The organism is Halobellus marinus, assembly GCF_032113415.1.
Classification (GTDB): Archaea; Halobacteriota; Halobacteria; order Halobacteriales; family Haloferacaceae; genus Haloquadratum; species Haloquadratum marinus.
This window is the reverse complement of sequence record NZ_CP134946.1, coordinates 2,722,173-2,741,597: the sequence shown is the minus strand read 5'-3', so window position 1 is coordinate 2,741,597 and position 19,425 is coordinate 2,722,173. Positions and strand designations below refer to the sequence as shown.

The 19,425-nt window shown below is 64.8% G+C and carries 13 protein-coding genes; 9 read left to right on the top strand and 4 right to left on the bottom strand.

What is annotated here, in order from left to right; all coding sequences use genetic code 11:
- Positions 1 to 280: 280 nt before the first annotated feature.
- From RJT37_RS13550 to RJT37_RS13530, 5 genes are all read left to right on the top strand, one after another.
- Positions 281 to 973 (top strand): 2-phosphosulfolactate phosphatase, encoded by a 693-nt coding sequence (locus RJT37_RS13550; RefSeq protein ID WP_390209041.1) that lies wholly within the window; start codon positions 281 to 283, stop codon positions 971 to 973.
- Positions 973 to 1,740, top strand: a complete 768-nt coding sequence (locus RJT37_RS13545; protein ID WP_313685255.1) for a PHP domain-containing protein — start codon at positions 973 to 975, stop codon at positions 1,738 to 1,740. The genes RJT37_RS13550 and RJT37_RS13545 overlap by 1 nt, the downstream gene beginning before the upstream one ends.
- 268 nt (positions 1,741 to 2,008) lie before the next feature.
- Positions 2,009 to 2,866 carry a DUF8171 family membrane protein gene (locus tag RJT37_RS13540; RefSeq protein ID WP_313685254.1) on the top strand — a complete coding sequence of 286 codons (858 nt, stop codon included), beginning with the start codon at positions 2,009 to 2,011 and terminating at the stop codon, positions 2,864 to 2,866.
- Positions 2,867 to 2,875: 9 nt separating this feature from the next.
- Positions 2,876 to 4,672 (top strand): ABC transporter ATP-binding protein, encoded by a 1,797-nt coding sequence (locus RJT37_RS13535; RefSeq protein WP_313685253.1) that lies wholly within the window; start codon positions 2,876 to 2,878, stop codon positions 4,670 to 4,672.
- The gene (locus tag RJT37_RS13530) at positions 4,669 to 5,628 is read left to right on the top strand and encodes an energy-coupling factor transporter transmembrane component T family protein (RefSeq protein WP_313685251.1); all 960 of its coding nucleotides are present in this window, start codon (positions 4,669 to 4,671) and stop codon (positions 5,626 to 5,628) included. The genes RJT37_RS13535 and RJT37_RS13530 overlap by 4 nt, the downstream gene beginning before the upstream one ends.
- A gap of 154 nt (positions 5,629 to 5,782) precedes the next feature.
- Here the strand turns inward: RJT37_RS13530 and RJT37_RS13525 are convergent, their stop codons facing one another.
- Together RJT37_RS13525 and RJT37_RS13520 are read right to left on the bottom strand one after the other, a co-directional pair.
- A complete protein-coding gene (locus tag RJT37_RS13525) occupies positions 5,783 to 7,747 on the bottom strand; it encodes an Nramp family divalent metal transporter (protein ID WP_313685249.1) in 1,965 nt (654 codons plus the stop codon).
- 522 nt (positions 7,748 to 8,269) lie between these two features.
- Complete coding sequence (locus RJT37_RS13520; protein ID WP_313685247.1) at positions 8,270 to 8,896, bottom strand: Fic family protein; 627 nt, start codon at positions 8,894 to 8,896, stop codon at positions 8,270 to 8,272.
- A 385-nt stretch (positions 8,897 to 9,281) separates the two neighbouring features.
- Between RJT37_RS13520 and RJT37_RS13515 the strand changes: the two genes are divergently transcribed.
- Complete coding sequence (locus tag RJT37_RS13515) at positions 9,282 to 11,021, top strand: L-lactate permease (RefSeq protein ID WP_313685245.1); 1,740 nt, start codon at positions 9,282 to 9,284, stop codon at positions 11,019 to 11,021.
- 266 nt (positions 11,022 to 11,287) lie between these two features.
- Positions 11,288 to 14,371 (top strand): FAD-binding and (Fe-S)-binding domain-containing protein, encoded by a 3,084-nt coding sequence (locus RJT37_RS13510; RefSeq protein WP_313685243.1) that lies wholly within the window; start codon positions 11,288 to 11,290, stop codon positions 14,369 to 14,371.
- A 247-nt stretch (positions 14,372 to 14,618) separates the two neighbouring features.
- Here the strand turns inward: RJT37_RS13510 and RJT37_RS13505 are convergent, their stop codons facing one another.
- Both RJT37_RS13505 and RJT37_RS13500 read right to left on the bottom strand, forming a co-directional pair.
- A complete protein-coding gene (locus RJT37_RS13505) occupies positions 14,619 to 15,203 on the bottom strand; it encodes a GIY-YIG nuclease family protein (RefSeq protein ID WP_313685241.1) in 585 nt (194 codons plus the stop codon).
- Positions 15,200 to 15,628 carry a DCC1-like thiol-disulfide oxidoreductase family protein gene (locus tag RJT37_RS13500; RefSeq protein ID WP_313685239.1) on the bottom strand — a complete coding sequence of 143 codons (429 nt, stop codon included), beginning with the start codon at positions 15,626 to 15,628 and terminating at the stop codon, positions 15,200 to 15,202. The genes RJT37_RS13505 and RJT37_RS13500 overlap by 4 nt, the downstream gene beginning before the upstream one ends.
- Positions 15,629 to 15,755: 127 nt before the next feature.
- On the opposite strand from RJT37_RS13500, the gene RJT37_RS13495 reads away from it, so the two are divergent.
- Positions 15,756 to 18,137 (top strand): DEAD/DEAH box helicase, encoded by a 2,382-nt coding sequence (locus RJT37_RS13495; protein WP_313685237.1) that lies wholly within the window; start codon positions 15,756 to 15,758, stop codon positions 18,135 to 18,137.
- Between the two features lie 103 nt (positions 18,138 to 18,240).
- On the top strand, positions 18,241 to 19,413 hold the full coding sequence (locus RJT37_RS13490) for an alpha-1 4-glucan-protein synthase (RefSeq protein WP_313685235.1): 1,173 nt from the start codon (positions 18,241 to 18,243) through the stop codon (positions 19,411 to 19,413).
- The last annotated feature ends 12 nt before the right edge of the window (positions 19,414 to 19,425 follow it).

Here is a 19,425-nt window from a genome sequence, read left to right as displayed (position 1 = left end):
TTGGATACGCCCGCCCTGTGGTAAACGTGCGCGGGTCTGCACAGCGCTCTTGATTGTCTCCCCGCGCTGAAATGCGAGGCTTTCTCTTCGCTGTTCCGTAACTGGCAGCGATCCGGCGTCACGACTCGCAGATACCCGGTCGTCTCTATCGCTTCGGTTCGATACCGAGCCCTCTGTTCGATCATATAGGCCTCATAGTTACACTCAAACGGCATTCGGGTGAAATTTCGGTGTGACCCTCATAGCAGACGAGACGACCGACTCACTCCCGGTTGAACGGATGATTCCCGCACGGGCGCAGATACCCGACGACCCCGAATCGGGGAACTACGTCGTCGTCGACGTCGCACAGTTCTCGACGACGGTGCCGGAACTGTTCGCCAACGGTGCGAAATACATCCATATCACCGAAAACCGCGGCGAGGAACCGGCGTTTCAGGAGGAGCACCCGGACGCAAAGATCGGTGGAGCCTCCGGCCCAAACTACCGGGGCGAGGAGGGCTATGACTTCTTCAACTCCCCGAGTTTCGTCCAGGATGTCGATGTGGCCGGCCGCCCGACGGCGATGACGTCCACCAACGGCGGCAACGCCGTCACCGACCTCCGGCTTGCCGGTGACGACAGTGTGAACGTGTACGTCGGTGGACTGACCAACGGTGTCGCACTGGCAGACCACCTCCGGACACGGGACGAAGAGACGTATTTCGTGGCCGCCGGATCCAGCGGGAAACCCTCCCCGGAGGATGTCGCGGGGGCGTTGTTCATCGCCCGTCATCTACACGACGATCCGCCGACGGATCGCGAACGCGCGGTGTATCGCGAGATGGTCGAGTTCTCGAAGGGAGCCAAGTACGAACGGCGGCCACAGATCAAACGGACCGATCTCTACGAATACGCGCTCGACTTCGACAGCCGCAAAGTCGTCCCGAAACTCGACGGACAGAAGCTCTACGACGTCGCTGACGACAGCTGATGCGGACGGACGTTCACGCGCACACGACGTACTCTGACGGCTCAGATCTGTCGGCGATGATCGAAGCGGCTGAAGCGGCCGGAGTCGACGGACTCGGGCTCACCGACCACTGTATTCTGACGGCGGACGCGTTCGGTCGCCACGAAACGTACGACCTCGACGAGACGTACGAACGGCGCCGAGAACACATCGACCGGGCCCGTGAGACCACCGATCTGACGCTGTACGACGCAGCGGAGTTGAGCTACGTCCCCGAAGATAGCGATCGGATTGCAGAATTCCTTACGACGGCCGACTTCGATTACACCATCGGGAGCGTCCACTTCGCCTCCGGCTACGATTACACCTCCGACACTCAGTACGTCGATAGCTCTGACGGCGTCCGGCGGGAGGCCGTCGAGTGTTACTACGATGCCGTCGTCGAGCTGGTCGAGACCGAACTGTTCGACGTGCTCGGCCACCTCGACCTGCCTGAGCGACTGGAGACGCTGCGCGGCCATACACGCCCGAGCGATTACGACCGCGTCGCTGCGGCACTGAGTGACTCCCGAACGGTTCCCGAACTCAACGCCGGACGGGTCAACGGCTCGCTAGGACGGCTCCATCCCAACCCCGCGATGCTGTCCACCTTTGCCGACCGCGGCGTCGATTTCGTTCTCGGGACCGACAGTCATCGACCCGACGAACTGAGGAGGCGAGTGCCGACGCTTCGCGACCGCGTCGCCCAGTCGCAAATCGACCTCCTCTGTATCGACGCTCTGCTGTAATCACAGTCGGGGTCATCCGCCACTACAGGCTTCGTGCTGCGAGTCGGCAGCGAGTCCGATCTTTTCGACGCTCCTCTTGCTGTCAGATGTCCGATCAAGCGAGCGGAGACGAACGAATCCCAGATTATGTACGGCTCAATAGCCGGCAGGAGCCGTTCGGATCGCTCCGAACCTTGCGTACGGTTGGGTATCCAGCAGTACGGTCTTTGGGGAGAAAATATCAAAAATATAATGTATTATATGGCCACCTGCTGGTATATGCTCCTGTATGGGAGCGTCAACCCCTGCAGATTCGAAGAGCGTGTTCAGTTTCGACCACAGGGACATGATGGTGTTCATCCTCGTGATGTCCCTGCACGGGTTCCAAAGTATGATTACGGAACTCCTTCCGGAGTTCTCAGTGGGCGGACTCGGGATCGAAATCGGGCCGTTCTGGTTCGTCGCGATGTCGGTCGTCCTGTTGTTCCGCTCTTTTTGGGCCTGCCTCGCGATCCCCGTCGGAGGCATCGTGTTCGGCGAGATACTGATCGGCGACTTCAGCGCGTTGGGCGCGGTAGAGGGACTGATCGTCATCACGATGTCGTGGTTCTTCGCGATGTCATTGATCACGGATCCGACCGACGTGAAACAGATCGCGAGCGTCGGCTTCCTCGCGAAGGCGATGGAAGAAATCGCAGCCTGGTTCATCGACGTCGGAAAGTTCTACGTCGGTGTCGAAGAGCTGGAAGCCATCTCGTGGCTGCCCGAAACCGTCTGGGCAACTGAGGGGATAGGTGCTTTCGTCCAGATCATCGGCGCCGGCCTCGTCTTCGGTGCGATTCCGACGCTCTATCTGTACCCTCGCCTGCGTGGAAAGATCGAACCGCTGCTCGGTATGAACCCGGTCGAAGGCCGCGACGGCCCGACGTTCACCAGTTCGTCGCTGAAGCGGCTGGTCGCCTGGTTCATCCTACTGCCGATCGCGTTCGTCGTCGAGACGTTCAGCGAGACCAGCGGCGGCCTCATCGTCTTCGAGCCGGAGTTCGTCGAGACCTACGGGCAAGAGTTCCTGTTCATTCCGATCGTGATCTCGGCGCTCGTCGCGTTCGGGATCGTCTACTACCGCCAGCAAAAAGCCGAGGTCTGAAGCGACAGTATGACCGAGGACGACATCGTCGTCGACGATCTGACGTTTCGGTATCCTGGCGGTGACGAGCCGGTGTTGCGCGGTGCGAACCTCACTATCGAGCCGGGGGAGTTCACAGCCATCGTCGGCGGGAACGGGAGCGGGAAGACGACGTTGTGCAAGACGTTCAACGGACTGATCCCCCACTTTTTCGATGGCGAACTCGACGGGACGGTGCGAGTCGCCGGGATCGATACAAGTGATTCGAGCGTCGGTGAACTGTCCAGACACGTCGGCTACGTGTTTCAGGACTTCGAGAACCAGCTGGTTCAGGAGACGGTGCGAAACGACGTCGAGTTCGCACCGTTGAATTACGGCCTCGACGACTACGAAGAGCGGGCCACGCGCGCGCTGGAGGCGGTCGGGCTCGCGGAGTTGGACGACCGGTTCATCTGGGAGCTGAGCGGCGGCCAACAACACCTGGTCGCCCTTGCCGGCGTGCTCGCGATGGATCCCGAATTTATTCTCATCGACGAGCCGGCCGCCCAACTGGACCCACACAATGCACACGAGACGTACGAGCAACTCCGCCGGCTTCACGAGGAACACGACAAGACGATCATCGTCATCGAACACCACTCGGAGTTCATCGGTGACTACTGCGATCAGATGGCGCTGGTCTCCGACGGCGACATCGCTTGGAAGGAGCCTACGGCGGTCGGCCTCAACCGCATCGACGACCTGCTCGCTCACGACATCCATCCGCCACAGGTGACACAGGTCGCCGATGGCCTGCCGACCGGCCAGGGGACGCTTCGCGACGACCGCTATCCCGTCACCGTCGACGAAGCGGTGACGGCCTTCCCGGACGCCCCTCGTCAGGTCGCCGACGGCGGTCACGAGTCGACGACACCGACTGGAAGTGCGTTCGACGCGACAGTCGGCGGCACCGAGCCGCTCGTTACCTTCGACGACGTTACCCACGGCTATCCAACGCTCCGGGAGGGCTACAATCAGGTCCTCGACGGGTTCGACCTCGAACTGTACGCCGGCGACCGTGTCGCGCTCGTCGGGGCCAACGGCGCCGGCAAGTCGACACTCCTGCGGTTGATCACCGGTGTGGAGTCACCGGAAACCGGGACGGTGACGGTATTAGACCGGGATACGAGCGACACGCTCCCGGAGGTGCTGGCGGAGGACACCGTCTACATCCATCAAAACCCCGAGGAGATGTTCGTGGAGGACACCGTCCGCAAAGACATCGCTTACTACCTCAAAAACCGCGGTGCCGACGGCGTCGACGACCGCGTCGACGAGATTATTCGATATCTCGACCTCGAAGCGCTGGCCGACCGAGACGGTCGGCTGATGAGTCTGGGACAACAGCGCCGGGCCTCCCTCGGAATCGGACTGGCGACGGATCCCACGGTCGTCCTGCTGGACGAACCGACCGGAAGCCTCGACCTCCAGAGCCGCCGCGAGGTGACGGGAATGCTCAGGAAAGCCGAGAGCCGCGTCGAAACTGTCGTTATTGCGTCTCACGACCTCCAGTTGGTGGCTGCCTGGGCTGACAGGGTGATCGTGATGGGCGACGGCGAGATCCTCGCTGACGCGCCGCCGGCCGCGGTCTTCGACGACGTGGAACTGCTGGCGGAGGCCGACCTCCGCCAACCGCAAGTCGTCGAACTGAGCGAACGTCTCGACGTCGCGTCGCCGGTGCTCACTGCCGATGCGATGGTCGAAACGATCACGTCGGTCGAACCTGATACCTCCGCGGACGAATCAGTATCCTACGAGCGCGATACATACATCACGGAGGGCCGATGAAGTACCTCGACGCGTTCTCCGATATCTCGGTCGCGGACGTCAAAATCGACCTGATGCGGACGGCGTACGACAACGAAAGAGCGCTGTTGAACACGTTCGATCCGCGGGTCGTGCTACTGTGGACTGTCCTGTTTATGGTCGTTCCGTGGCTGTTCTACGATACGCTTCCCCTGGCTGTGATGCTCGGGGCGGCGTTCGTCCTCGCGGCACTCTCACAGGTCAGCAAGTACTTGCTGGCCTTGCTCCTGTTCGGTCAGCTCACGAACATCGGGTTCTTCGTGGTCGTCGTGCCGCTGATGGGTGGATTCCTCCGCGCTATCGGGTATCTCGGTGCCAACGTGGGGCGCATCACCGACGCCGCCGTGGCCCTCGACCTCGACGTGTTTGCCGAGGCAGGTACGATCGTCGCGACTGCCACTGGGCGCGGCATTCATACGGCGATGACGAGCCAGGAGGTCGGTATCGACGCCGTCGGCGCAGTCATCCCCTTTTTCCTCAAGCTGACGATCATCTCGGTGATCAGCCTGGCCGTCTTCTCGGCGATGAGTCCACAGAAGATCAGCAAGGGGATGCTCCGGCTCGGCGTGCCACGCCAGCTCACCTTCGCTATCGCGTACGGCTACCGGATGATGCCGCTGCTCGTCGAGGAGTACCATGCTCTGGTCAACTCCTTCAGACTCCGGAGTAGCGTCCCCGAAAAGACGGGTGTGCTGAAATGGCGGTACTTCTACTACCTGCTGAAACTCTCTATCAAGGCGTTCTATCCGCTCATCTTCAACGTTGCCAAGCGTGCCCGCGTCACGGTCGAAGCGATGGAGACGAAGGGGTTCTCGCGGTCGCTCGACGACTCCGAGAGCCGAGCACTCCGGACCAGCGATATGACGATCCGCCCGCGTGACGTGTCCTTCGTCTCCGGATCGCTGTTGTTCGTCGTCGGACTCTCGGTCGTCTTCTGACCCCATTCCGGGACGATACTCCCTTTCGGGCGGACCGGCGCCACAGTTTACCGGTCCCCGCCGCATCCGATCTCGACGCACACCGGGACGAGACGACAGCAGCCCGTTGCAGGGACGCGGCGGGACCTCGGGCGGAGACGGAATCAGATTTCGGTCAGTCCGCAAAGGGCCCCGTCGCCTCGTCGGCGCCGGACACCGTCCCGCGGGCCCGTCGCTTCGCGCGGATGGAGACGACGACCGCGTAGGTCTCGACGGCGAGGAACATCCCCCACAGCAGGTAGCCGCCGGGGGCGCTCCCGACAACGACGCCCGTTGTCGCGAACCAGTCGATCCCCACCTCCCCGAGCGTCCGCCCCACGAGCAGGATGCTGAAGTAGCCGTAGAAGCCGCTGGCCCACCACATCGCGACGACGCGGGGCCAGCCCGGCTGGAGGTGCTCCGGGAGCCGGTTCGTGTTCATCAAAAGCGTCAGCGTGATGTACGGCCACATAATGATTCCCGAGAGCGCGGCGCCGACGACGAGGAAGAAGAAGGGCTCCCGCCCCTCGAAGGGCGCCGAGAACACGAGGATGATGACGATCCCCCACAGGCAAAAGCCCGTCAGCAGCCGCCAGAAGATCGTCGAGAGGTCCCAGTCGGCCGCGCGGCCGTAGCCCTCGTAGATGGCGTCGGCACTGTTGCGGACGAACGACTCGACGATAGCGTACTCGGTGGTGAAAAGCGCAACGAAGAGCACGACGATGACGAGCCCCCCGCCGATCGAACCGAGCTGGGGCGCGACGTCGACGAGCCACATCCGGATCGCGTCGGTCGATGCACCGGACGCATAGCGGGCAGCGACGGCCATAAGCAGCGTCGCGCCGACGAGCAGACCGACCACGAACGTCAGGAAGTGTTCCAACTGGACGACGCGCCACCAGCCGCGCCACCGCTTGAGATTCGTCTCAGAGGGCGGGAACGCGAAGCCGTTCTCGCGGATGGGTTCGGGGTCGTCGCCCCGCAGCGGGTTCCGGACTCGCCCCTGGTAGTTCCCCATTCCGTATCCCTTCTCGCGCATCCACAGCGACTGCGAGAGGTTCAGATAGCCGCCCGCGCCCGCGAACGCCAGCCCGCCGAGGAAGAGTGCGAGATCCAGTTCCGGCGGGAGTCGGCCGAACCCCGAGACGACGTCGCCGGCGTTGGCGAGTTCCTGCCCCGCGCCGGCAACATACGCCAGTGCGATCGATCCGATGACGGCCACGAACAGGAGGCCGATCTGGAAGGCCTCGACGACGTTGTACATCACCGAAGAGAGCTGATAGGAGAGCCACACGAGTACCATCAGCCCGACGGCGACGAGTTTCCACGCCGGAAGTTGGATTCCCAGCGCCGACACCGGCCCCTGGAGGCCGAAGACCGTCGTCGTGACCTGGGCCGCGCCCGCGGCCCATCCCGGCCAACCGAGGCTCAGGAGTCCCCCGAGCAAGAACACCCAGGGCCAGCCGTTGTGGAGCCGCGCGAACGCCCGAAAGACGCTCTCGCCCGTCGCGAGCGTCCACCGCTGGAGTTCGGTGTTGACCACGAACTGCGTCGCCACACCGACCACGAACGCCCAGTAGACTGCCCAGCCGTACTGTGCGGTCAACGACGGCCAGAAGAGCGTTTCACCGCTCCCCAGCGAGGCGCCGAGCATAATCGCCGAGGGGCCGACGACGTGGCTCACCTTCGGGACTCGCGGCAGGTCCGCAAGCCGGAACCGGCCACCCGTCCCCTCCTCCGGATACGACTCGTCGGACGGCGCACGATCGAGCGCGTCGTAATCGAGCGGCAGATACCAGGTCCCCCGGTACTGTTTCCCCTCAACGTCGGAGGCGTACACCTCGTCGCCACCGGTCGTCGACGGCCCGCGTGCGGCTGCCCCTTCGGGATCGTCCGGGGACGTACTGTCGACGACTACGTCGGAATCACTGGGGGCGTCGTCTCCAGGATTCTCCGTGCCGGGTTTCCCAGCCTCCGCGGATCCTCCGGTCGATTCCTCTCCGGAACCGACGGAACTCCCCCACGTATCCACGCGGGAGTCGCTTCCGCTCTCTGCGTCCTGCGGGGGACGTTCCCCCTCGTCACCGTCGGATGGGTTCATCTCGATTGGATGGGCCGGATTCGGGCATCACACCGACACGTCGGCACCGGGACGGCCCACGAGCGATACATATCGAGCGATGGCGAGCGACCACAGATAAATCTACAGGCTGAGCAGGCCGAGTGCCTCGGGGCTTGACCCCGAGGGTGAAGGCCGTCGAAAGATTAACCAAATCACGGTTCGTACAGTTAATACAGTCAGAAACCCACAAAGACGGGTTAAAGACCTTAATCCAACGCTGACTGAGGCGATTTGGGACTGCGGCTCCTCTCAAAACCCGCGTCTTTGGCGCGGTGCGACGGGAGTTGTCGGGCGGGGTGGAGCCGCCGACCCTCACGGACGCACCGAGCGTTCGGGTGTTAATTCCAGCCGACCTATCTCGGGAAGGTCGAGGGGAATTAAATTCGCCTGCGACGGCACGGCCCGTTTTGGGACGTGTGGTCAAGACGGCGAAGCCTCGGGGCTTGTCCCCGAGGTACTTCACAGTATCTTCACGGACGGTTTGTGGCTTCCAGCAGCCACCTACCCGCCGAGGAAATGCCAGATGTGCTCGCGTTCGTCCGGCGGATCGACGTCGGGGAGGTCCTTCAGCGCGGGCTGGATCGCGTTCCACCACGCTTCAGCCGAGCGGAATCCGGCCGGATGCTCGCTGTATACGTCGCGCAGGAAGTCGGACTTCGTCGCCTCCGGATAGTCGGTGAGGTAGGCATAGGCCGCCGACAGAGCTTCCCGGCGTGCGTCGAGTTGCGGGCCGCTCCCCGGCAGATCCGCGTCCTCGATGGCGTCTCTTACCGCCGGACGGCGACGCGACTGCGCCGGGGACGTCGACTCGGGGGCCTCGTCCATCCCCTCTTCGGATTCCGGTGTGACGAGGGCCGATGGATCGAGGTCCTCAGGATCGATCGGAACCCACCAGACACGGCTCCGGGCGCCGACTTTTCTGGTTTCGAGGTCACCGCGTTCGACGAGTTCGCCGAGTTTGTTGTGGGCGGTCCGACGCGAGCACTCGAGAGCCTCCATCACGTCGTTGGCTGTCAGCGGACGGCCCATATCCTCCCGGGACTGAAACGCCTCGAGCACCCGCTCCGGCGGAATCCGGTCGTCGTACTGCCCGCGGTCGTCCCGGGTCCGATCGTGGGTGTCGCTCACGTGCGGGCTACGGCGCGGACTCGTCATAAGCCTTTGCACACGAATACATCTCCTCTATATTCGAGTGAAATTCCTTTACACACGAATAATTAGGCCATACCGACTGGCCCGGAAGAGCCTCCTGAACGAAGAGACGACAGTTTGCGTATATCCCGAATTTTCGGGCGGAACGGGCGGTTTCCTCCTCTTTACTCGTGTACAGAAGCTGAATAGACGGATGACCGACCGCGAGACGGAGCACCACGGGATTCTCGAAGAACTATAAATGAACGATAAGTATATATAATGGTAGTCGATGGCGTGGGGGTATGGTGCGTCGAATCAGGCACGTATCTGGAATGGACCGTTCGAGACATCAACCGCGGCTCCCGGAGGGTGACGGATAATGGCAGGGTTGGTCGACGTCGGGATCGCGTTGCTGCCGCTCGTCGTGATCGCGTATCTGATGGTGGGTCGCTTCTGGCCGGCGACACGCGCGATGCCCGTCGCGTGGGTCGTCGCCGTCGGCGCAGGCGTCATCGGGTGGGGAATGAACGCCCAGTGGATCGCGGCGGCGTCGATTGTCGGGTTCATCACCGCCTCGAATATCCTGTACATCGTCTTCGGGGCGATACTGCTCCTGTACACGCTCAAGCGGACGGGCGCGTTCGACGCGATCAACGACGGCTTCGCGTCGGTCAGTGAGGATCGCCGCGTACAGGTCGTCCTGCTCGTGTTCCTGATGGGTTCGTTCATCGAGGGTGCCGCCGGATTCGGAACGCCCGCGGCCATCGTCGGGCCGCTGCTCGTCGGGCTCGGCTTCCCGCCGATGGCGGCCGTCGTCGTCGCGCTCACCGGGAACCTGATGGCGATCACGTTCGGCGCCGTCGGGACGCCGCTGATCATCGGGATGATTGACATCTTCGGCAGCGTCGATCGGATCGCGACCGAGGTCGTTGCACAGTCCGCCTACGCGGGCGCCGGTGGCTCCGATGCCGCCGTCGCTCAGTGGGTCGGTGACATCGCCGTGTGGGCGGCTTCGTACCACGTCATCGTCGGCGTCATCCTGCCGTTAATCGGCGTTGCGATGATGACGCGGTTCTTCGGCGAGGAACGCTCGATCAGGCCCGCCCTGGAAGTGCTGCCGCTGACGCTTTTCGCGTGGGCGGCCTTCTCGATCCCGTACTTCCTGACGGCGTACTTCCTGGGGCCGGAGTTCCCGGCGCTCATCGGATCGATGGTCGGTCTGTTCGTGACGGTCGGCGCGCTGAACGCCGGCTTTTTCCACCCGGACGAGGACTGGGACTTCGAGCCGCAGGAGGCGTGGCCCGATCACTGGGTCGGCGAGATCCAGCCCGGCGAATCGACGTCCGGCAACGCGACGGTCGCGGCCGACGGCGGGCAGACGCAGATGTCGCTCGTCCAGGCGTGGACGCCCTACGCGCTCGTTGCCGTGCTGCTCGTGGTCACGCGGGTCGTCGACCCGGTCAACAGCTTCGTCACGATGGATCTGTTCACGCTCAAGTGGGCCGACATCCTCGGGACGGGGCTGAGCGGGTCCTTCGCGATCCTCTATCTCCCGGGCGCCGTGTTCATCGCCGTTCACCTGCTCACGATCCCGCTGCACGGGATGAACCGCGAGGAGATCGTCGGCTCCTGGAGCGAGACGATCGAGAAGGTCGCGCCGGCCGTGGTCGCGCTGCTGTTTGCGGTCGCGACGGTGCAGATTATGCTCCAGTCGGGTGAAGCGACCGGACAGGACAGTATGCTGATCCTGCTGTCGAACGAGATGGCGGGCGCCGTCGGCGGCGCGTACCCGTTCTTCGCGGCGTACGTCGGCGCCTTCGGGGCGTTCCTCGCGGGGTCGAACACGGTCTCGGACATCCTCTTCGGGACGTTCCAGTACGGCGTCGGCGACAGCATCGGCACGCCGAAGACACTCCTGCTCGGTGCGCAGGCGGTCGGCGGCGCGATCGGGAACCTGATCGCGATTCACAACGTCGTCGCGGCGCTGGCGGTCGTCGGCCTCGTCGGCGAGGAAGGTCGGGTCATCCGACTGGAACTGATTCCGCTCGTGTACTACGCGACGTTCACCGGCATCCTGACGATGCTGTTCAGCTACGTCCTCTTCCCGGGGGTGTTCTGAACTCCACTACCGGGCTCTGATACGGATTACTCTCGTCACTTACCGCCGAGCTCCATCCACCGTCGACTGCGCTCGGCGGTAAAAAGTGAGAGTAATCAGTACGAGACGACTTCCGCCGACAGCGACATTGTGATAGACACCCACGGATGCGATTGTGAACCCGAGGAGCGATTGCGGACCCACTCACGGTAGCGGCTGCGGGCAGACACCCACGGTAGCGGTTGCGGACTCACACCCACGACAACGACTGCGGACTCACTCCGACGATGGCAACTGAACCAGACAAACCACGGCGGGCCGCGCGGGACGAACGGGCGAACTACGACTACGTGAACGAGGACGTCGAACGGCCGGGGCTGGTCTCGGACCTCGCGGCGCTCGTCGACGGTGACGTCCGCTTCGACACGTACACGCGACAGTTGTACGCCACGGACGCCTCGGCGTACGAGCAGACCCCGATCGGCGTCGTGCTTCCGAAACACACAGACGACGTCGCCGCCGTGATGGAGTACTGCGCCGAGGAGGGGATTCCGGTGCTCCCGCGCGGCGGCGGCACGAGCCTCGCCGGCCAGACGGTCAACGAGGCTGTCGTCCTCGACCTCGCGAAGGAGATGACCGAGGTCGTCGAAATCGACGTCGACGCTGGGACGGCGCGGGCGCAGGCCGGTGTCAAACTCGGTGATCTCAACGCCGAACTCGAAGCGGACGGACTCAAATTCGCTCCGGATCCCGCGTGGGGCGACAAGTCGGTGCTCGGCGGCGCCATCGGCAACAACTCCACCGGGGCCCACTCACTGCAATACGGCAAGACCGACTACTACATCGAGGAGGCGGAGGTCGTCCTCGCCGACGGAACGGTGACGACGTTCGGCGAGGTCGACATCGAGACGCTCCGTGAGCGCGGCGAGGAAGACGACGGCCTCGAAGCGGAGATCTACGGCACTGTCGCCCGGATTCTCGACGAGGAGGCCGACGAGATCGCCGAGCGGTATCCGGATCTCAAGCGCAACGTCTCGGGGTACAATCTCGATATGCTCGTCGACGAACTGCGCGGGCAGCGCCGGCTTCCGGACGATTCCGGCCTCGACCCGGACAGCGAACCGGGATCGATCAATCTCGCACGGCTGCTTGCGGGCTCTGAGGGGACGCTCGCGACCGTCACGGAGGCGACGGTCTCACTTGAGCCGATCCCGAACACGGCGTCGGTCGCGCTGCTCACCTACGACGACGTCATCGGGGCGATGGAGGACGTCGCGCCGATCCTCGAACACGATCCGGCCGCCGTCGAAGTGATGGACGACGTCCTCTTAGATCTCGCCCGGGACACCACCGAGTTCGCGGACGTCGTCGGGCTCCTCCCCGACGGCACCGACGCGGTGCTCCTCGTGGAGTTCTACGCCGACGACGACGCGGAGGGGAAACAGAGAGTAGCGGATCTCGTGGCCGATAGAGTGCGGGATGGGGAAACCGAGGCCGATCCGAGCGAGGGGGCCGCGGCAATGACCGAAACGCCCCGGACCGCCGTCGGGGCGATGGAGGCCCACGACGCTGCCACGCGCGACAAATTCTGGAAGATGCGGAAGTCGGGACTGCCGATCCTGCTTTCGCGGACGAGCGACGAGAAACACATCGCGTACATCGAGGACACCGCCATCCCGGCGGAGAACCTCCCGGCGTACGTCGCCGACTTCCAGGAGATCCTCGCCGAACACGACACGTTCGCCTCCTACTACGCCCACGCTGGCCCGGGAGTGCTCCACATCCGGCCGCTGATCAACACGAAGACCGTCGACGGGCTCGACACGTTCGAGTCCATCGCCGAAGCCGTGACGGACCTCGTCGTCGAGTACGGCGGCTCGGTCTCCGGCGAGCACGGCGACGGCCGCGCGCGGACCCAGTGGAACCGGAAGCTGTACGGCGACGACCTGTGGGAGACGTTCCGCGAACTCAAATCCGCGTTCGACCCCGACTGGCTCCTGAACCCCGGGAACATCTGCGGGGAGCACGATATGACGGAGCAGCTCCGGTTCGACTCCGACTACGACTTCGACGCCGGGTTCGACCCGAAACTGAACTGGGATATCGACAACGGCTTCGAGGGAATGGTGGAGCTGTGTCACGGCTGCGGCGGCTGTCGCGGCCCGCAGGAGACGACCGGCGGCGTGATGTGTCCGACCTACCGCGCGGCCGAGGAAGAGATCCAGAGCACGCGCGGCCGGGCGAATATGCTCCGACAGGCGATGAGCGGCGACCTCGACGACGAGCCGTTCGACGACGAGTTCGTCGAGGAAGTGCTCGACCTCTGTGTCGGCTGCAAGGGCTGCGCGAAGGACTGCCCCAGCGGCGTCGATATGGCGAAGCTGAAGGCCGAACTGACCCACGAGTACCACCAGCGGCACGGCTCCAGCCTCCGCGACAAGCTCTTCGCGAACTTCACGACGCTCGCGGCGATCGGTTCGCGCCTCGCACCGGTCTCGAACCTTGCCCAGCAGCTCCCCGGGAGCGGGTTGCTGCAGGAGAAGCTCCTCGGCATCGCACGCCAGCGATCGCTTCCGACGTTCCACCGCGAGACGTTCGTCGACTGGTTCACGCGACGCGGCGGCGCGGGCGTCGCTCGGGCGGATGCCGACCGCGAGGTCCTCCTGTTCCCGGATACGTACACGAACCACAACCATCCCGAGGCCGGCAAAGCTGCGGTCCGCGCGCTCGAAGCACTGAACGTCCACGTTCAAATCCCCGACGGCGTTGCCGGATCCGGGCGGCCGCCGCACTCGAAGGGATTCGTCGACAAGGCGCGCGAGGCGGCTCGGACGAACGTCGACGTCCTCGCACCGCTCGTTGCTGAGGGCTGGGACGTCGTCGTGGTCGAGCCCTCGGACGCGGTGATGTTTCAGCACGATTACCTTGATCTGCTGTCCGGCGACGACGTCGAGCGGGTAGCGGCGAACAGCTACGGGGTGCTGGAGTACGTCGATACCTTCCGGTTGCTGGCCGAAGCCGACGTGGAACCGACGCCCGACGCCACGCGGCAGTCGCTGACGTACCACGGCCACTGTCACCAGAAGTCGACCAAGAAGGACCACCACGCTGTCGGCGTCCTCCGCCGAGCGGGCTACGACGTCGATCCGCTCGACTCGAGTTGCTGCGGGATGGCCGGCAGCTTCGGCTACGAGGCTGAACACTACTCGATGTCGAAAGCGATCGCAAGCATCCTCTTCGATCAGATCGACGACAGCGACGGCGAGGTGCTGATCGCCCCCGGTGCCTCCTGTCGGTCACAGTTGGGTGATCGGGACGACGGCGACGAGCCACCCCATCCGGTCGAGTTGCTGGATGCCGCACTGACCTGAGCCGGACTATCGCTGCGTCCGCGAGGGATATCGACATTCGAGCAGGCGAACGATCGGATCTGATCACGACCGACGGTGTGAGAATCTCGACCGACTCGGCTTTTTGTTCGCCCCAAATCGTGAAAATAGAGTTACTCGTTGATGAATTATAAATAGTATGCTGTTGAACGAATAGATGCCGGGGTGCCTCTGACATCCGGCGCGTACCGCGTCGGCCTTGCCCGGACCGACGCAGTTCGTTGCAGTTCTACCGTTCGATTCGTCGGAACACGTCCAGAACCCACGAGCGGAGGGTCTCCGCATCCTCGGCGCCGACGAGATGGGTCGGGCAGTCACAGTCGGACGCGCCGAAGCCGTCCACCGGACGACACTTGATAGCGTGCGACGACGCGGCTTTGCTGTCGTCGCTGCCTGACGACGCCACCAACTCCCGCAGTTCCCTCGCTAGGCGACACTCGACGTCCGCGTGCGGGGCGGCCACAACGGTTTCCAGCGTCGTTGCCTCGTGGTCGCCGAAATAGTCGATATGCCAGTGCGTGACGTCGTGGCTGCCCTCGGCGACACGCCGGTGGCGGTCGACGCGGCCGAGGCCGTTCGACCCGAACGCGCTCCCGACGTAGGCATACCCCCCGGCAGCGAATTTCGCCGTTCCGAGTGCCCCAACGGTGATCTCCGCTGGGTTCGGAAGCGAATACACGAGCGAGTACGTGCCCGGCGGCGCGTCGCCGGTGCCGATATCGAGCGTATCGTTCCCGGCCTCAATTGCTGTCGGTGTCACGGTGACCGCTGATTCGCTCGCTTCCGCCGGCGAACTGCCCCGGTCGCCGGTCACGCCAGCGCCTCCGGGCGCGCTGCTGCCGCGTCGACGAGTTCGTCGAACAGCTCTGCTGCGTCCTCGGTGAGCGGGTAGATCTCGTGGTAGTCGTCCGGGTCGCGGCCGCGACCGCTCGCCAGGCCGACGACGTGGGCGATCCGATCGTAGTTCTCGCGGACGAGCGACCCGACGATTCCGGGCGTGCCCGCGCGATCGGCCAGTTCCTCCGCGGCCGATCGGCCGGCGTAGACGCGGTTCCGACGGCGGTCGACGAGGAACATCGCAAAGGGCGTCTCGTCGAACTGGGCCCGCAGAAATTCCTGGGCGGCCTCGTCGTACCACGAGATGGCGCCGACGTCGTCGAGTTTTCCGAGCGCTCGCGCGGCGACCGAACAGTAGGGGCACTCGCCGTCGTACACGAGTACCGCGTCGTAATCGTCCATACTCGAATGTAGGTTCCGCACGGGCAAAACCGTGCTGGGCGACTGGCCGTAATCAGACGATACTGCCGCCTCCGAACGGCTGATCGACCGTAACGGTCAGGTCGCCGTCGCCCGAAGCGGAGACAACGTGGACGAACTCGTCGCCTGGCTGCGAGAGCGACCCTACTACGCGGGACAGATCCGCGACCATCGGCGCGTCGACGGTCGCGACCCCGACTTCGCCGACGTCGACCTCGAATCGCGCCTGGACGGGGCGCTTACCGAGGCGGGGATCGAGCGGCTCTATCGACACCAGGCCGATTCGATCGCTGCAATCAGGGAGGGCGAGAACCTCGTCCTCGCGACCCCGACGGCGAGCGGGAAGAGCCTCGCGTACACCGTGCCGGCATTCGAGCGTGCGATGGATCACGGCGGCCGGACGCTCTATCTCGGGCCGCAGAACGCCCTGATCGCCGATCAGGAGGCGACGCTCTCCTCGCTCGCGCGGGGACTCGGCTTCGGCAGTCGCGTGTCGGTGGCGGAGTACACCGGCCGGCTCTCGAAGTCGGAGAAGCGCGACGTGCGGGACCGCCGGCCGACAGTCCTGCTCTCGAACCCCGATATGCTCCACTACGGCCTGCTCCCGCACGCACACCGCCTCTGGGAGTGGTTCTTCGGCTCGCTGGAGACCATCGTGGTCGACGAGATCCACGGCTACCGCGGCGTCTTCGGCAGTCACGTCGCCCTGACGCTCCGTCGGCTGAATCGGCTCTGCGAGCGGTTCGGGAGCGACCCGCAGTACGTCTGCTGTTCGGCGACGATCGGCAACCCGATCGACCACGCCGCCCGCGTGACCGGCCGCAACGCGGACACGTTCCGCCTCGTCGACGAGGACACGAGCGCGACGGGACCGAAGCACTGGGTGCTGTGGAATCCGCCGGAGTACGACGCCGAGGGAGGGGGATCAGTCCCGGGAGACACGAACGGCGCTGGGCCCAGCAGCGAATCGGACAGCACCCCGGGGAGCGGCCGCCGCCGGTCCAGTCACGTCGAGACGAAGCAACTCTTCGTCGACCTCGTCGCCCGCGGCTACCAGACGCTGGCGTTCACCCGCGCCAGGCAGACAGCCGAGCGGTACGCCACCGAGAGCGCCTCCGACCTCCGGGAGCGGGGCGACCACGACGCCGCGGCGTCGGTCACCGCCTATCAGGGAACGCTGCGGAACGATCGACGGCGCGAAATCGAGGCGGGCTTACACGACGGCTCGGTCCGCGGCGTCTGGTCGACGAACGCGCTGGAACTCGGCGTCGACGTCGGTGAACTCGACGCCGTCCTCATCGACGGCTACCCCGGAACGCGGATGTCGGCGTTTCAGCAGGCCGGCCGGGCCGGGCGCGGCGACGACGCGGCCCTCGTGGTCCTCGTCGGCGGCGAGGACCAGCTCGACCAGTACCTGCTCCGGCATCCGGAAGAGTTCTGGGACGGCGATCCCGAAAAGGCCGTCTGCGACCCCGAGAACGGCGAACTGCTCCCCGACCACGTCGCGTCCGCCGCCACCGAGAACTGGCTGCGGACGGAAGACGAGGCGCACTTCGGCGAGACGTTCCCGGAGGTCGTGACCTCGCTCACGGCCGCGGGTCGGCTGGACCGGCGCGAAACGGACGATGGGATCCGCTGGCTCCACGACGGCGACAGCAGCCCCCAACACGAGATGAGCCTGCGGACGATCGAGCGTCGGGAGGTCGACCTCGTGGACGACCGCTCCAAGGAGGTGCTCGCGTCACTCTCGTTTTCGGATGCGCTGCGGGACGCCCACGAGGGGGCGATCTACCATCACCAGGGGACCACCTACGAGGTGCGGGAACTGGATCTCGATCGCGACACTGCCGTGCTCCAGCCTTCGTGGGCGGACTACTACACGCAGGTCCTCCACGAGAAGTCGATGACGGTGGAGGCGGATCGGCGGGCGAAGCCGCTGTCGGCCCGCTCGGACGTCGAGGTCCGGTTCGCCGAGGTGACGATGAGAAAGCAGATCACGGGCTTCGAGCGGCGGGACCCGCGCCGGGGCGAGGCCATCGGCCGGGAGACGCTCGATCTCCCGGAGACGACGCTGCGGACGTCGGCGCTGTACTTTACTGTGCCCGAGGACGTCGAGCGCGAGATGCGCGAACAGGGCGGAGAGTACGGCTTCAACGGCGGCATCCACGCTGCGGAACACGGGATGATCTCGCTGTTTCCGCTATCCTTCCTCTGCGACCGCGGCGACATCGGCGGGCTGTCGACGCCGTATCACCCGCATACCGATCGCTCGACGATCTTCGTCTACGACGGCTATCCCGGCGGCGTCGGCCTCACCGAGAGCGGGTACGAGGAGGTCGAGACCCTGCTCCGTCGCACCCGGGAGATGATCGACGAGTGCGACTGCGCTGACGGCTGCCCCGCCTGCGTCCAGTCCCCGCACTGCGGGAACGCGAACGACCCGCTCTCGAAGGACGAGGCGGTACTGCTGCTCGATGCGCTAACGCCGTGAGACGGCTCCGAGTCTCGCGACCTGAGCGGCCGTGTCGACCGAACCGACGGTGGGCGACCGGAGAGCGATAGAACTTTTAGGCCTGCCTAAAGAGACACAGGCGATGACCCAGGACGTCTGCGTCGTGGTTCCGACGATCCGCGACTACGACTGTATGCGCGCGTACTTCGAGAACGCACGCGAGCACGGCTTCGACCTCGATCGGTTGTTCGTCCTCCTCGTGACCGAGGACTTCTGTGACGTCGAGGCGATGGAACAGATGCTGGAGGAGGAGGGCGTCGACGGTGCCGTCTACGACGGCTCCCGCCGCGAAGCGTGGTTCGAAGAGCGCGGGCTGTCGGCGTACTCGCATCTGATTCCGGCCGCCTCGCACGCCCAGACCAGTTTCGGCCTCCTGTATATGTGGGCCCACCCCAGGTTCGAGCGCGGCGTCTTCATCGACGACGACACGCTCCCGCACGACGAGTGGGACTTTTTCGGCCGGCATATGGAGAATCTCGACCGGACCGACGAGGTCGAGTCCGTCCGCTCCGACGAGCGCTGGGTGAACGTGCTCTACGAGCACGCCGACGAACACGGCCTCTACCCGCGCGGCTATCCCTACTCCGCGATGGACGAGACCGTCGAAACGGGCCGGCGGGAACTGACCGACGTCGTCGCCTCCCAGGGCCTGTGGACGAACGTGCCGGACCTGGATGCGGTCCGGATCCTGATGGACGGCGACCTGCGGGGACAGGCACAGACCCGGACCGAAAAGGCGGATTTCGACGGCGACTTCGTCGCCGACCCGGGCCAGTACCTCACCGTCTGCTCGATGAACCTGGCGTTCGAGCGGGAGATCATCCCGGCGTTCTACCAGCTCCCGATGGACGAAAACGAGTGGGACGTCGGCCGCTTCGACGACATCTGGTCGGGCGTGTTCCTCAAGCGTGCCGCCGACGTGCTGGGCAAGGAGATCGTCAACGGCTACCCGCTGTGTGAGCACAACAAGGCGCCGCGACCGACCTTCGACGACCTGAACAACGAGGTTCCCGGTTTGGAACTCAACGAACACGTCTGGGAGGTCGTCGACGACGTCGCTGCCGACGCGGATTCCTGGCGGGCGGCGGCCACCGCGATGGCGCGAGCGCTCGCCCAGGGCGACTTCTCGGAGTGGAACAACGGCGCGTTCCTCAACCACTGCGGCCAGTATTGGCTCGACTGGCTGGACTGCCTGGCGGAGCTTTCGGGCGCCACCGGGGAGCGCCGTCCGGAGGCCGCCGTCGCCGACGACTGACGGGTATCGGAA

Excerpts from the sequence above, each read along its gene's own strand:
- RJT37_RS13550 (WP_390209041.1), top strand. The coding sequence starts at position 281 with ATGATTCCCGCACGGGCGCAGATACCCGACGACCCCGAATCGGGGAAC.
- RJT37_RS13545 (WP_313685255.1), top strand. The coding sequence starts at position 973 with ATGCGGACGGACGTTCACGCGCACACGACGTACTCTGACGGCTCAGAT.
- RJT37_RS13540 (WP_313685254.1), top strand. The coding sequence starts at position 2,009 with ATGGGAGCGTCAACCCCTGCAGATTCGAAGAGCGTGTTCAGTTTCGAC.
- RJT37_RS13535 (WP_313685253.1), top strand. The coding sequence starts at position 2,876 with ATGACCGAGGACGACATCGTCGTCGACGATCTGACGTTTCGGTATCCT.
- RJT37_RS13530 (WP_313685251.1), top strand. The coding sequence starts at position 4,669 with ATGAAGTACCTCGACGCGTTCTCCGATATCTCGGTCGCGGACGTCAAA.
- RJT37_RS13525 (WP_313685249.1), bottom strand. The coding sequence starts at position 7,747 with ATGAACCCATCCGACGGTGACGAGGGGGAACGTCCCCCGCAGGACGCA.
- RJT37_RS13515 (WP_313685245.1), top strand. The coding sequence starts at position 9,282 with ATGGCAGGGTTGGTCGACGTCGGGATCGCGTTGCTGCCGCTCGTCGTG.
- RJT37_RS13510 (WP_313685243.1), top strand. The coding sequence starts at position 11,288 with ATGGCAACTGAACCAGACAAACCACGGCGGGCCGCGCGGGACGAACGG.
- RJT37_RS13500 (WP_313685239.1), bottom strand. The coding sequence starts at position 15,628 with ATGGACGATTACGACGCGGTACTCGTGTACGACGGCGAGTGCCCCTAC.
- RJT37_RS13490 (WP_313685235.1), top strand. The coding sequence starts at position 18,241 with ATGACCCAGGACGTCTGCGTCGTGGTTCCGACGATCCGCGACTACGAC.